The organism is Serratia sp. CoH_122_TC_1, from assembly GCF_058191755.1.
This window is the reverse complement of the sequence record NZ_JBXWLA010000003.1, coordinates 175,882-188,915: the sequence shown is the minus strand read 5'-3', so window position 1 is coordinate 188,915 and position 13,034 is coordinate 175,882. Positions and strand designations below refer to the sequence as shown.

At 55.4% G+C, this 13,034-nt stretch carries 12 protein-coding genes; 5 read left to right on the top strand and 7 right to left on the bottom strand.

What is annotated here, in order from left to right:
* Positions 1–20: 20 nt before the first annotated feature.
* The 3 genes from AC2FC2_RS05250 (at position 21) to bioD (ending at position 3,140) form a co-directional block, all read left to right on the top strand.
* Positions 21–911, top strand: coding sequence for a LysR family transcriptional regulator (locus AC2FC2_RS05250; RefSeq protein ID WP_209633161.1), 891 nt, complete (start codon positions 21–23; stop codon positions 909–911).
* Positions 912–1,070: 159 nt separating this feature from the next.
* Positions 1,071–2,288, top strand: coding sequence for a sugar metabolism global transcriptional regulator Mlc (gene mlc / locus AC2FC2_RS05245; RefSeq protein ID WP_209633163.1), 1,218 nt, complete (start codon positions 1,071–1,073; stop codon positions 2,286–2,288).
* A gap of 180 nt (positions 2,289–2,468) precedes the next feature.
* A complete protein-coding gene (gene bioD / locus AC2FC2_RS05240; protein ID WP_490658895.1) occupies positions 2,469–3,140 on the top strand; it encodes a dethiobiotin synthase in 672 nt (223 codons plus the stop codon).
* Here the strand turns inward: bioD and clcB are convergent.
* Complete coding sequence (clcB, locus tag AC2FC2_RS05235) at positions 3,137–4,417, bottom strand: voltage-gated ClC-type chloride channel ClcB (RefSeq protein ID WP_209633168.1); 1,281 nt, start codon at positions 4,415–4,417, stop codon at positions 3,137–3,139. The genes bioD and clcB overlap by 4 nt on opposite strands.
* A 276-nt stretch (positions 4,418–4,693) precedes the next feature.
* Here clcB and AC2FC2_RS05230 point away from each other — a divergent pair, with 276 nt between their 5' ends.
* Entirely contained in the window at positions 4,694–6,181 is a 1,488-nt protein-coding gene (locus AC2FC2_RS05230) for an MDR family MFS transporter (RefSeq protein WP_490658894.1), read from the top strand.
* A 52-nt stretch (positions 6,182–6,233) separates the two neighbouring features.
* Here AC2FC2_RS05230 and AC2FC2_RS05225 read toward each other — a convergent pair whose 3' ends face one another.
* Both AC2FC2_RS05225 and AC2FC2_RS05220 read right to left on the bottom strand, forming a co-directional pair.
* Complete coding sequence (locus tag AC2FC2_RS05225; RefSeq protein WP_209633172.1) at positions 6,234–6,533, bottom strand: DUF1161 domain-containing protein; 300 nt, start codon at positions 6,531–6,533, stop codon at positions 6,234–6,236.
* Between the two features lie 89 nt (positions 6,534–6,622).
* The gene (locus AC2FC2_RS05220; protein WP_209633173.1) at positions 6,623–6,991 is read right to left on the bottom strand and encodes a DUF1283 family protein; all 369 of its coding nucleotides are present in this window, start codon (positions 6,989–6,991) and stop codon (positions 6,623–6,625) included.
* Positions 6,992–7,137: 146 nt separating this feature from the next.
* Here AC2FC2_RS05220 and AC2FC2_RS05215 point away from each other — a divergent pair, with 146 nt between their 5' ends.
* Positions 7,138–7,464 carry a YnfA family protein gene (locus tag AC2FC2_RS05215; protein WP_265556107.1) on the top strand — a complete coding sequence of 109 codons (327 nt, stop codon included), beginning with the start codon at positions 7,138–7,140 and terminating at the stop codon, positions 7,462–7,464.
* 35 nt (positions 7,465–7,499) lie between these two features.
* Here the strand turns inward: AC2FC2_RS05215 and ydfG are convergent, their stop codons facing one another.
* From ydfG to fecA, 4 genes are all read right to left on the bottom strand, one after another.
* A complete protein-coding gene (ydfG, locus tag AC2FC2_RS05210) occupies positions 7,500–8,249 on the bottom strand; it encodes a bifunctional NADP-dependent 3-hydroxy acid dehydrogenase/3-hydroxypropionate dehydrogenase YdfG (RefSeq protein WP_490658893.1) in 750 nt (249 codons plus the stop codon).
* Between the two features lie 183 nt (positions 8,250–8,432).
* On the bottom strand, positions 8,433–8,954 hold the full coding sequence (locus AC2FC2_RS05205) for a GNAT family N-acetyltransferase (RefSeq protein WP_265556105.1): 522 nt from the start codon (positions 8,952–8,954) through the stop codon (positions 8,433–8,435).
* A gap of 98 nt (positions 8,955–9,052) precedes the next feature.
* Positions 9,053–10,495, bottom strand: coding sequence for an MFS transporter (locus tag AC2FC2_RS05200; RefSeq protein ID WP_209633182.1), 1,443 nt, complete (start codon positions 10,493–10,495; stop codon positions 9,053–9,055).
* Between the two features lie 167 nt (positions 10,496–10,662).
* Positions 10,663–12,984, bottom strand: coding sequence for a TonB-dependent Fe(3+) dicitrate receptor FecA (gene fecA / locus AC2FC2_RS05195; protein WP_490658892.1), 2,322 nt, complete (start codon positions 12,982–12,984; stop codon positions 10,663–10,665).
* Positions 12,985–13,034 lie beyond the last annotated feature (50 nt).

Below are 13,034 nucleotides of genomic sequence, written 5' to 3'. Positions count from 1 at the left end.
AAAATTAAGACGTTTAAAGTATGAATATTGAATTGAGACATCTGCGCTATTTTGTTGCCGTGGCGGAAGAGTTGCACTTTGGGCGTGCAGCCGAACGCTTGCGGATTTCACAGCCGCCGCTTAGCCAGCAGATCCAGGCGTTGGAAGAGATGGTGGGGGCGCGTTTGTTGGCGCGCAACAACCGTAATGTCAGCCTGACGCAGGCGGGGGAGATGTTCCTGAAAGAAGCGTATCAGGTACTCGATCAGGTCGGCCGGGCGGCTGAGAAAGCGGCCAGACTGGAACGCGGGGAGTTGGGGGAGCTAACCATAGGTTTCACGTCCTCAGCCCCATTTATCAGCGTCGTATCACGCAGTTTGCGGGCTTTTCGGCAGCAACACCCACAGGTGCATATCAAAATGCGCGAAGTAAACACCAAACAGCAGATTGAACCCTTGCTTAATGGTGAACTGGATCTGGGCGTTATGCGTAATACGCGCTTACCAGACGCGTTGAAACATCAGCTTTTGCTGTGTGAACCCTTGGTGGCCGTGGTGCCGGAAGGGCATCCGTTAACCCATGTTGCACCCGGCACATTGCGTTTTCAGCATTTAGCGGAAGAGCCCTTCGTGTTTTTCTCCCGCGAGGTGGGCACCGCACTGCATGACGAAATTTTATCCTTGCTGGCCAAAGCGGGGATCACTCCTTACATCACGCAAGAGGTTGGCGAGGCGATGACCATTATCGGTCTGGTGTCTTCCGGGTTGGGTATTTCTATTCTGCCGGCGTCTTTCGCCCGCGTTAAAATTGATGGCGTGCAGTATTTGCCGTTGGCAGAACCGGGTGCCATGACGGAAGTTTGGTTGGTGCATCACCGGCAAAGGCCACTGACCGCAGCGGCCAAATCGCTGATGGCATTGCTGTTAACCTGAAGGCCAGGCTGGGCAAATAAAACACAATCCGCAGTGAAAGTGGGGTGAATTTGTGCAGCAAATCACATAACGAATCAAATAGTTGACGCTGTATTACAAAAGCCCCACCATAGCCGATAGTCTTTATTTAGAAGCGCGAAAAATAGTAGGAGCAGGTTTGTGATTGCTGTTGGGCAGCCTGGGCATATTGATCAAATCAAGCAAACAAATGCAGGGGCAGTTTATCGGTTAATCGATCAACTGGGCCCCATTTCGCGTATCGAATTATCCAAACGCGCGCAGCTCGCTCCCGCCAGTATCACCAAAATTGTTCGCGAACTGCTGGAAGCGCATCTGGTTAAAGAAACCGAATACCAGGAAGTGGGCAGCCGTGGCCGTCCTGCCGTGGGGTTGGTGCTGGACACCGAAGCCTGGCACTATCTGTCCGCTCGCATCAGCCGTGGCACCATTACGCTGGCGCTGCGTGATATCAGCAGCAAATTGGTGGTCGAAGAGCTGTTGCCTCTGGCCGCCGAACACCCTGATCCCCTGCTAAAGCGTATTCTCGGTGAAGTAGATCAATTCTTCATTCGTCATCAAAGCAAGCTTGAGCGGCTGACGGCTATCGCCATTACGCTGCCAGGCATGGTTGACGCCGTTTCTGGTGTGGTGCACCGCATGCCGTTTTACGACGTCAAAGACATGCCCCTGGGACCGGCGCTGGAAACGCGTACCGGGCTACCGGTTTATCTGCAACACGACATTAGTGCCTGGACAATGGCCGAGGCCTTATACGGCGCATCTCGCGGCAGCCAAAACGTGATTCAGGTGGTGATCGACCACAACGTTGGCGCCGGCGTGATCACGGGCGGTAGAGTTCTGCATGCAGGCAGCCACAGTGTGGTAGAGATTGGCCATACTCAGGTCGATCCTTACGGCAAACGCTGTTACTGCGGTAACCACGGCTGTCTGGAAACTGTGGCCAGTATCGAAAACATGCTTGAAATCGCCCAGCAGCGCCTCGGTAGCTCAATGAGTTCAAGCTTGCATGGCGCACCACTGACGGTGGAGTCATTGTGTGATGCCGCGATGGCGGGCGATCAACTGGCTAAAGACATCATTCTTGGGGTGGGACACAGCGTAGGCCGGATTTTGGCCATCATGGTCAATCTGTTCAATCCGGAAAAAATTCTGGTTGGTTCACCGTTAAACCGGGCGGCGGAAATTCTTCATCCGGCAATCGCCTCTTGTATCCGCCAACAATCGCTGCCGGCTTACAGTGAAAATGTGAAGGTAGAATCTACCCAGTTCTTCAATAAGGGCACCATGCCAGGTGCCGCACTGGTAAAAGAAGCGTTATACAATGGCTCGCTGTTGGTGCAGTTGCTGCAAGGCTAAGCCAAAATACGTGCCCCATACCCGCTCACTACCAATCAGTAATTCTTATCGTTTAACGACAAAAGGTTGAGCTACCTCAAGCCCCGTCTCCCCGGCATCCTCTAGACTTTTCCCGTTCGTCTCTTTCGCCGTCTTTGCGGTGATATTTTGGTTAACGGTGCATCTCGGGGCAATTAAGTCATGTTAACGCGTTTATTTGTTACAGGTACGGATACCGATGTCGGTAAAACCGTGATTTCCCGCGCTTTGTTGCAGGCATTTGCTGCGCAAGGCCGCTCTGTGGCCGGCTATAAGCCTGTTGCCACACGCTGTCAGGAAACCAGCGAAGGCCTTCGCAATAAAGACGCTCTGGTTTTACAGGCTTCATCAACCATACCGTTGTCGTATCAAGAAATTAATCCCATCACCTGCCTGGAAGAGGTGTTCCACGCGCAGCCTACCGATGACATCAACTACGGTGTGATGAGCAGCGGTTTGCAACATTTATCCGCAAAAGCCGATACGGTGGTGGTCGAAGGGAGTGGCGGTTGGCGCGTGTTGATGAACGATATGCGGCCTTATGCTGAATGGGTTATCCAAGAGCAATTGCCGGTGGTCTTGGTGGTGGGAATTAAGCTGGGTTGTGTTAGCCACGCATTACTTACCGCACAATCCATCATCAATGATGGTCTGCCTTTACTGGGCTGGGTGGCAAACCGCATCAATCCGGGGTTGGCACACTACGCTGAAACCATCGAGGCATTGCAGCAGCGCATACCTGCGCCACTGCTGGGGGAAATTCCTTATCTGCCTCGCGCCGAACAGCGTGAGTTGGCGCATTATCTGGATATTACGCCTCTTTTGGGTCGTTAAGCATTGTGATAGACCGACACTGAACGTAAGCCACGTGACACGGTGGTTGCGATCACGCAGGCCAGCAGAATGCCGGGCAGCAGAGTATATTCACCGGTCATTTCGAACACCATTAATGCAGCCATAATCGGTGCGTGGGTGGTTGCAGCCAACAGCGTGGCCATGCCGGTTAACGCCATTAGCAGCGGCACCGCACTGCCTAATTCTGGCCAAAGGGCACACAATTGCCCAATCACCGAGCCGAGTGCCGCGCCAACAAACAGGGTGGGCGTGAACACACCGCCAGGCGCACCGGAACCGCTGCTGGCAAGTACGGCCAGCAACTTGCAGATCAGAATCGCGCCAACCAACAATACGCCGGGCGGCGCGCTAAGCAGTGACTGCACCACGCTGTAGCCATTGCCCCACACTTCAGGAAACAGCAACGAGAGCAACCCCACAATCAACCCGCCAAGTGCCAATTGCAGTGGCGGTTTCAGGCGCAGTGAACGGAACGCATGGCCGGACGCCGACATTGCCCATAAAAATAAGGGGCCACAAACGCCGGCCAAGATGCCGAGTAGCGCCATCAGCAGATATTGTATTGGCCAAGGGGCAGGCAAGGGTTCGACCAAATACAGTGGCGCTTGGCCGCCATTGAGCAGATTGGTGACCAGCAATGCGCTGACGGCGGCAATGACCACCGGGCCGAGAGAAGCCAACATCAGCGTACCAAAGAGTATTTCGGCGATAAACAAGCTGCCCGCCAGGGGCGCATGGTAGGCGCTGGCCATCCCGGCGGCGGCACCGCAGGCCACCCACAGCTTCCACTCTTTCTCATGAGTGAAACGTTGGGCAAACACCGACCCCACCAAGGCTGCCAACAGAATCATCGCGCCTTCACGACCGATAGCGCTGCCGCTCGATACCACCAGCAGCGAAGCCAGGCATTTTACCAGGCTGGCGCTGACGTCGAGTCGGCCGTCGCCAGTTTCAATGGCCTCCATATAATCGGTGGGGGCTACCTGACGTTGGTGTTGATAACGTTGGTAAATCCACAGCAGCAAACCGGCGGCCAGGCCACCCAACGCGGGCGTTAACGCCCTGCGCCAGCCCGGTAACGCAGCCGCGGCAGCCACCAGGCTGCCTTCACCGTGATCGAGCAGTAACCATTCCAACCCGAGCATTGCACGGTGAAACAGCCAAACCACCAACGCGGCAGCAATACCAAGAAAAATGGCAATAAACAGACGGCGCAGCAGGGCGCGATAGTGGTGCAGGTGGACCCATCGTTTCATGCGGCAATAAAATCGTGAGAAAAATGAAAGGTTCAGCTTTGCATTGTGCTTGGCGGCCCGACCGAAGGCCAGAGAATCTTTGCAGATTCGCCGATAGGTTCGCGCTTTGTGGGTTATGCGGCTGATTCAGCTTGATTTATAGTGACGTTGTCACTATACGTTCAAATGGTGCGTTTTTCGCCAATAAAAACAGCTAAGTAGACACAGATAACGGCAGTGTTTCTTCCGGCTGGTATAATGAGGTGAAAATAAAAATCTACGGTTTGTAATAACGCTATGACAAATAACGAAGTATCTGCCCCCATCGCGCACCGTCCCTTGATCCTGATTGCCTGCATGTTGGCGATGTTTATGTCCGCGATTGAGGCAACCATTGTCGCCACGGCGATGCCGACCATTATTGGCGACCTCGGCGGGTTTTCTCTGCTCGGGTGGGTATTTGCGGTCTATTTGCTGGCGCAGGCCATCACCATCCCCATTTATGGTCGGCTGGCGGACCTGCTGGGGCGCAAACGGGTATTTTTCTTTGGCGCATCGCTATTCTTGCTGGGGTCGGTACTCTGTGGTTTCTCGCCAAACATGTACTGGCTGATTGGTTTTCGGCTGCTGCAGGGGCTGGGGGCCGGGGCTATTATGCCAACAGCGACCACCATTATTGGTGATATCTACAGCCCCACCGAGCGGCCAAAGGTGATGGGTTACATCTCCAGCGTTTGGGGGGTATCGGCGATTATTGGCCCTTTACTGGGGGCGTTTATCGTCCAGCATTTGCCCTGGGCGCTGGTATTCTGGGTCAATCTGCCGATTGGTCTGCTGGCGATGTTTTTCCTTGCTCGTTATCTCCCTTCTCGCCAACAGGTGCGTAAACATGCGCTGGACCTGGCGGGCACCGCTTGGCTGACGCTGTTTGTTACCGCGTTGCTGTTGTCACTGCTGCAGGCAGAAAATCTGGGGTGGTGGGTGTTGCCGCTGTTGGTGTTGGCGGCTATCTCGCTGATGTTGCTGATCCGCCAGGAACGACGTGCACCAGAGCCGTTGTTCCCGCTGGCGTTATGGCAAAGTCGGGTGATTGTGGCCGGCAATATTGGCGGGCTGGTGATTGGTGCAGCGATGATGGGCATCAGCGCCTTCCTGCCAACCTTTATTCAGGGCGTGATGGGGAGAACGCCGTTGGAGGCAGGGACGACCTTGGCGTTAATGTCGATCGGTTGGCCGCTGGCCAGCACCTTTAGTGGGCGGTTGATGCTCATGACCTCTTATCGGACCACGGCGTTACTGGGGGCATTACTGCTGTTGGCCGGGGGACTGATCCTGTTGCTGCTGCAACCTGCCGGCGGTCTGTTATGGGGGCGCGTGGCCGCCTTTATGGTGGGCGCCGGTATGGGGCTGTGCAACACCACATTCTTGGTGTCGGTGCAAAACGCGGCGCATCACAGCATTCGCGGTATCGCTACCGCCTGTACCGTGTTTACCCGAATGATGGGCTCGGCCATCGGGACCGCGATTTTAGGGGCGACGCTAAACATCAACCTGCAGCTCCGCTTACCGCAAACGTCCGATCCTGTTCAGCAGTTAATGGAGCCTGCCGCGCGGGGATCAATGGCACCGGAGATGTTGGCGGATATGACGCAACAGGTAGCCGCTTCGCTGCATGGGGTATTTTTGGTTTCTGCACTGATATCACTGCTGGCACTCGCCGCAGCGATGCTGATTCCTGCGCGGCATCGTCCACAGGGTGAGGGTGAAGAAGCGGAACAGGCGTGAGGCGCAGAAGAAGTAGAAAAGGAAAGGGCGCGGTTAGCGCCCTTAACGATCATTATTGCGAGGTCTTAGTGTCCTGACTGGTGCCGGTTTGCGCCGCGTCACCATTGTCATCACCGTTACTGATGCGGGTATAGACAATCTTCTGTGTGTCATTTTCGCAGTGACCCACCACCAGCCCGCCAGCCTGTTGGGCCTGGTCATTCGGCACAATATCCAGCTTGAAGCCAGATTCTGGCACGCCGTTATTGACAATTTTCTGCGAAATATCAGCCTTCACGCTTTCGCACGAGGCCAGGGCAGCCAGTGGTGCTGACGCCAGCAGCAATGCACCCAGGATAAGCGCTTTTTTCATCAATTCATCCTTATTTGAGATTGGGCTTCCTTTGTCAGGATAGCAGCAACGGCGTCGTAGGGTAACGGCCGCCGCCTGCTGCGGCAAGATTAAGGATTAATCTGACGGCCCGTCTGGCGGTCCAGACACTTACGGGTATTGGGTTCCCAGTAAGCGTTAACGTTCAGGCTGTCGTCGCAGCGCTCTTCGTTATCAATGGCCTTATCGACCTTATCGAATTCTTTCTCCACGCGGGTGTTGACCTTGTTGCGCAGGGACTTGGTGTCGTTGAATTGCTGTTTGCTTTGGCGAGCCGCTTCTGTGCTCATCGCTCCGCTGTTGCTGCCATCGACGGTAACGCAGGTGCTGCCCTGAGTGCAGGTGGCAGCCAGCGCTGGAGCCTGCCAGGCACCCATCAGCACCAGCATGGCGACCGGCAGCATCCCGCGCAGCAGTCGTTGAGTCGAAAGTGTTTTCATCGTTTCATCCTTATGAGTTAGTGTTGCCTGAAAACGGCAACACTGGCTTACTGCGCCCTCAGGCGTGTTGATAAATATACCATCGCGCACTTAGACTGCACCAGCCAAGCACGGCCTTGTTTACTTTATAGAGAGAAAACGTTCCTATGATCAAGACCACACTGTTATTTTTCGCGACGGCATTGGCCGAGATCATTGGCTGTTTCTTACCCTACCTGTGGCTGAAAAAAAGCGCCAGCGTGTGGCTGCTGTTGCCGGCTGCGGCGAGCCTGATGTTGTTTGTCTGGCTGTTGACGCTGCATCCTGCCGCCAGTGGGCGCGTGTATGCGGCTTACGGCGGCGTCTATGTGGCAACTGCGTTGCTGTGGCTACGGGTGGTAGACGGGGTTAAATTGTCTGCGTTGGATTGGCTGGGGGCCGGCGTGGCCTTGGTGGGGATGTTGATTATTGTTTCCGGCTGGCGAGCAGCCTGATAAATGGCGGCAGGGCATGCCTGCCGCGCACAGGATCAGGCATCGCGGTGAATGTTCAACCCGGCAAAGGACTGACTGACCGGCATGATTTCCAGCGAGTTGATATTGACGTGGCTCGGCAGGGTTGCCACCCAGAACACCGACTCGGCGATATCCTCCGGCGTCAATGCATTGGCCCCGTCATAAACTTTGTTAACTTTGCCGTCGTCACCTTTGAAACGCACGTTGGAAAATTCCGTGCCGCCTACCAGGCCGGGCTCGATGTCGGTAACGCGAATACGCGTGCCCTGTAGGTCGGCACGTAAACCGAGGCTGAACTGTTTCACGAAGGCTTTGGTGGCGCCGTAAACGTTACCGCCGGCATAAGGCCAGTTGGCCGCGACGGAGCCGATGTTAATGACATGGCCAACATTGCGTTCAACCATGTCAGGTAACAGGGTGCGGGTCATGTTGACCAGGCCTTTGGCGTTGGTGTCGATCATCGTTTCCCAATCGTCAGCGTTGGCTTTATGTGCCGGTTCCAGACCTAACGCCAGCCCGGCGTTATTCACCAGTACGTCGATGTGGCGGAGTGCCGCAGGCAGTTCGTCAATCACTTGCTGAATCGCCGCGCGGTTACGCACGTCCAGGCGGACGATATGCAGCGGATCACCCAACTCGTCTTTCAATTCTTCCAGGCGTTCGATACGACGGCCGGAGGCAATCACCTGATGGCCTTCGCGGATAAAACGTCGTGTAATGGCTTCACCAAAACCGGATGTGGCACCCGTAACAAAAATGATCATGTTGCTGTTCCTCAACTGTTTTTACCCTACATGCTACTAGCATTAGCATAATCCCACGTTAAGTGGCAGTGGTTATCGGCGTCGACATAAAAAAACCGCCATCGCTGCTGCCAGACGGGCGGTTTTTGGTCAGTGAATCATGCATGTTTAAAGACGGGCCGAGCAGAATGGCCAATAAAGTGATCAGTGCTGTGGCGGGACGTGATACACCACGCAGTCGTATTTGGTGTTTTCGCGTCGGCCGGCCACCACGCCGCCTAAAGATTCGGCGATGCGCCGACTCGGCGTATTTTGCTCTGCCACCGGATAGATAAAGTGTTGTGGGTGGTAGCGCTCGCTGGCCCATACCGCCATAGCTTGAACAATTTCACGGCCATAGCCCATGCCGTGCAGATTCTCTTTTACCCAAATACCCAGCTCTGGCGTGGTGCCATGCAAATCGTGTACGCCACCTACACCAACAAACTGTTTAGTGTCGCGCAGGCGTGCGATAAAAATCACTTCCTCGCCTTCACGGATTAACGGTAGCCAGCCTTGCCACACGTTTTCAAACGCTTCCGGCGACGCCTCCGGTTCAAAATTCATAAAGCGTGTCAATGTAGGGGTGATCGCCTGGTAAACATCGTCGGCGTCTGCTGCGGTAAAGGGGGCAATCAACAACCGGTCGGTGTTAACGCGGCACTGAGAAAGGTCACTGTGAATCATTATTATTACCTCGCTTTTCAGGCCAAAAACGGCAAAAAATCCGCACCGGTGAAACGGGGCGGATCATCGATACTACGTTGATTGGCAGCAGATGCGACTTATTTTTGCAATCGTTGAGGTGCGTTCGTCAGTGGTGCCGCCGGGGAGGTTCTTTGTCGGACCTCGTTACCTGCGTTGGCATTCAGGGTTGCACTGTCGATCACGGCTACCACGGCAATCACGCCGATGACCACGAAAGCCCACTGAAAATCGGCCAACGGAATACGCTCAGCGGACTGCGGCATCAGCATCTCCGTTACTCTCAATGCCAGCGCGCCGACGGCAATCCCCAGCCCGCTGCCCATTTGTTGTGACACATTAAACAGGGTATTGGCGCCGCTCATCTGTGATTGCGGTACTTCCGAAAATGCCAGTGTATTGAGCGCGGTAAACTGCATGGATCGCGTCAGACCACTGACGAACAACAGCGCCAGAATCAACCAGGTTGGCGTCTGTGGCGTCAATAGTGCACAAGCGAAAATCGTGGCGGCATTTAGCAGGCCATTCACCACCAACGTGGTGCGAAAGCGAAACCGGTAAAGTACCGCGGAGGTAAAGGGCTTCATCACCAGGTTACCGGCGAATACCGCCAGTACCAATAATCCGGCGTCAAAGGCGTTCAGGCCAAAACCGATCTGAAACAGCAGCGGTAACAAGAAGGGTACGGCACCAATGGCGATGCGGAACAACGTCCCACCCCATATAGTGACGGCGTAACTTTTTATCCGCATAGCCCACAGCGTGATCAAGGGGTACGCGGCGCGTTTGGCATGGCGAACCGCCAGCGCACCGAGTGCCAGACTGCCAAGAAGGCATAGCGCAGGCACCAGCCAAGACAACTGCGGATGGCTGATCAGATCCAGACCAAACATCAGACCAAAACAGGCAACGCCGGTCAGTACAAAACCGAGGGTGTCAAAGGGAACGCCTTTCTGTGGTGCTTCCTGTGGGATCAGTCGCCATGCCAACCACAGCGCGGCCATGCCCAAAGGCACGTTGAGAATAAAAATCCAGTGCCACGAGGCATAGGTCGTAATAAAACCGCCGACGGGAGGGCCGAGGATAGGGGCGACCAATCCAGGCCAGGTAATGGTGGCGATGGCTTTGATCAAATCGGGTTTGGCGGTGTTACGCAGTACCACCAGCCGGCCGACAGGCACCATCAGAGCACCGCCGAAGCCTTGCAAGATACGGGCAGCGGTAAAGGTAGGCAGGTTAATACTGGCCGCACACAACACGGATGCCAGCGTAAAAATCAACACCGCGGCGGCAAAGATATTGCGTGCGCCAAAGCGGTTGGCAATCCAGCCGCTGGCGGGAATAAACACCGTTAGCGTCAAAATGTAAGCTGAAATACCGATGTTCATGTCTACCGGCCGTACGCCGAAAGCCGCTGCCATTTGTGGCATGGCGGTGACAATCACAGTGCCGTCGAGGTTTTCCATAAAAAAGGCACCGGCCACCAAGAGAGGCAACGCACTTGCACGTGAAAAAAAGCTCATGGCAGAGCGCACCGGATGGCGTACAGACGGAATGCGGACATGGCAGAAATCCCGTTTCAAAAATGTTAAAGCCGGAAGGGTTTTTGAGCATAGCGCATTGGGCAGAGGTTAAAAAGAGGTTGAGCAGGTGATAATTAGCGGGCGCAGTGATTGCGCCCGCGGGGGAATTAGAACTTTACAGAGCCTTGCAGATACAGGGTACGTGGCTGACCGATGTACAGCCCCTTGTTGTTATCGTCGTAAGCGCGGGTGAAATATTCGTGGTTAAACAGGTTCTTAACCCCGACACCCAGGTTTAGCCCGGCCATTTCCGGCCCAAAGTCATAGGCGGCGCGCATGCCCCACAGCATATAGCCAGGAATGCGACCGGTGCTGCCGTCAGCACTTTCCGCCACCGTGTTGGCGTTATCGGCAAACTGGCTGGACTGGAATTCACCGTTGAGGTTAAACAGCCAATGACCCGGGGTGTAATCCAGTCCCAGAGTCCCCTTATGCTTTGGTGAGAACGGCACCTGATTTCCCCGGTAAGCGCCGTCTTCGCGGATAGTCGCGTCGACATAGGCATAGCTGGCGTATGCCGTCATATCATCAAGTGTCGGTGTCAGCTGCGACAGATCATAACGCAGGCTGCCTTCCAGTCCGGCGTGGCGGGTTTTGCCGCGTGCGGTAACGCTGTCGGTCACCTGATTGGAATCGTACTGATTATTGAAGTTGATCAGGAAGAGACCGATTTCACCCTGCAGCGCATCGCCCTCGTAGCGTGTCCCCAATTCCCAAGTGCGCGCCTTTTCCGGCTCGATATTACCGCTGTCGACCGCTTTGCCCATTTGACTGTATTGCACGGTCCCGAATGAGCCTTCCGTGTTCGCGTACACATTCCAGTATTCATTCAGGTGATACATCACGTTCAGCGCTGGCAGGGGCGCGTTGTAGCTCACATCCAGGCGGTTATTCTTGATGTAGTTGTTCTGATACGAGGTGATATGCTCGTAACGCATACCCGGTGTAATGGTCCAGTCGCCGATATCAATACGATCATCGATATAAAAGGCGTGGGCATCGGTACCGGATTGGGTATCACGATCGTAAGGGCTACGGGTTGACGGCAGAACGCCGTTGCTGGCCTTACTGTAATAACGCAGCTCGTGGGTGGACTCGCTCACATAACGGTAGCCCACGCCAACTTCATGCGCCGATTGCCCCCAGCGGAAGCTCTGGCTGTAACGTGGCTCCACGCCGCGCACCCAGTATTCACGCGGAGACAGTGTCAGGTTCTTGCCCTGATCCAGATAACCGCTGCGCAGGGTATAGGTATAGAAACTTTGCACATCGAATTTGTGTTGCTGGTCGGGCTGGTACCGGTAGCCAAAGTTCGCCAGCTGGCGGCGGCCCCAGAACTTATCGTATGGGCGTGTCGATTGAAACGGGTTGGCATTGTAATCTGCCCGGCTCAGGCCGCCCGGCATGTCCGCTTCACCTTCATAATATTGCAGCAGGCTATTAAACGTATGCACATCGTTGGGGGCATAGCGGCTTTTCAGCATCACGTCGTCAATTTTGGTTGAACTGTGTTCGCGCCAGTCGCTGCCGCGCGTGCCGGAATAAAGCAGTGCGCTGCCAAAGCCATTATCCGCGGTGCCGCCGATCATCAGGTTGCCCGTTCCCTTTGGGTGATCCTGACGAGACGTCGGGCTCAGTTGGCCCTGCATACCGGCCTCCATGCCGAAGGTCTCCGGGATGGCCCGAGTGACAAAGTTGACCACGCCACCGACGCTCTGTGGCCCATAACGAACGGCACCGCCGCCCCGTACCACATCAACGGCATCCATATTGCCGAGGGAAACCGGCGCCAGCGACAGCTGCGGCTGGCCATAAGGGGCGAAGGGGACCGGGATCCCGTCCATCAGTACCGTTGAACGGCTGGCCAGACGCGGGTTCAGGCCACGAATACCGAAATTGAGTGCCATATCGTGACTGCCGGTCCCGTTGTTTTCTGGCGCAACAACGCCGGGAACGCGGTTCAACACTTCACGTAGCGTGGTAGCCCCGGTTTTGGCGAAGGCTTCACGGCGAACGACATCACGTGCCCCAGCGTGTTCGAACACGTCAATTTGCCGGCCTTCAGCCAGCCAGTCGCCCACAACGGTGATGTCTTGTTCTTTCTGCGCGATTGGGATATTGACCAGGGTGTAACCATTGCCACCGAGCGCCTTGGCCTGCAAACCGCTGCCCGCCAGCAGTGCGTTCAGCCCTTGGTCGAGGCTGTAATTACCCTTTAACCCCGGCGAATGCTTACCGGCGGTGAGCTTTCCGTCTACCGACAGCGCAATACCGGCATGCGCGGCAAAGGTCGTCAACGCACCATCCAGATCACCCGCAGGGATAGCGTACGCGGTGGGTGCCGGTTGTGCTGCCATCACCGGTAAAGCGAATGCCAGGCCCACGGCTATCGCCAGTGGTTGAAGCGGTTTTCCCCAAAAGTTGTTCATACCTTCTCCTGATTTCTTCTATTTTTTGCTGCAGTGTTTTATCTGGAGTC

Bases quoted from the DNA above. Each gene is read 5' to 3' on its own strand.
- clcB (WP_209633168.1), bottom strand. From the start codon at position 4,417: ATGAAACGATGGGTCCACCTGCACCACTATCGCGCCCTGCTGCGCCGT.
- fecA (WP_490658892.1), bottom strand. From the start codon at position 12,984: ATGAACAACTTTTGGGGAAAACCGCTTCAACCACTGGCGATAGCCGTG.
- AC2FC2_RS05200 (WP_209633182.1), bottom strand. From the start codon at position 10,495: ATGAGCTTTTTTTCACGTGCAAGTGCGTTGCCTCTCTTGGTGGCCGGT.
- AC2FC2_RS05220 (WP_209633173.1), bottom strand. From the start codon at position 6,991: ATGAAAACACTTTCGACTCAACGACTGCTGCGCGGGATGCTGCCGGTC.
- bioD (WP_490658895.1), top strand. From the start codon at position 2,469: ATGTTAACGCGTTTATTTGTTACAGGTACGGATACCGATGTCGGTAAA.
- AC2FC2_RS05215 (WP_265556107.1), top strand. From the start codon at position 7,138: ATGATCAAGACCACACTGTTATTTTTCGCGACGGCATTGGCCGAGATC.
- AC2FC2_RS05205 (WP_265556105.1), bottom strand. From the start codon at position 8,954: ATGATTCACAGTGACCTTTCTCAGTGCCGCGTTAACACCGACCGGTTG.
- ydfG (WP_490658893.1), bottom strand. From the start codon at position 8,249: ATGATCATTTTTGTTACGGGTGCCACATCCGGTTTTGGTGAAGCCATT.
- AC2FC2_RS05250 (WP_209633161.1), top strand. From the start codon at position 21: ATGAATATTGAATTGAGACATCTGCGCTATTTTGTTGCCGTGGCGGAA.
- AC2FC2_RS05225 (WP_209633172.1), bottom strand. From the start codon at position 6,533: ATGAAAAAAGCGCTTATCCTGGGTGCATTGCTGCTGGCGTCAGCACCA.
- AC2FC2_RS05230 (WP_490658894.1), top strand. From the start codon at position 4,694: ATGACAAATAACGAAGTATCTGCCCCCATCGCGCACCGTCCCTTGATC.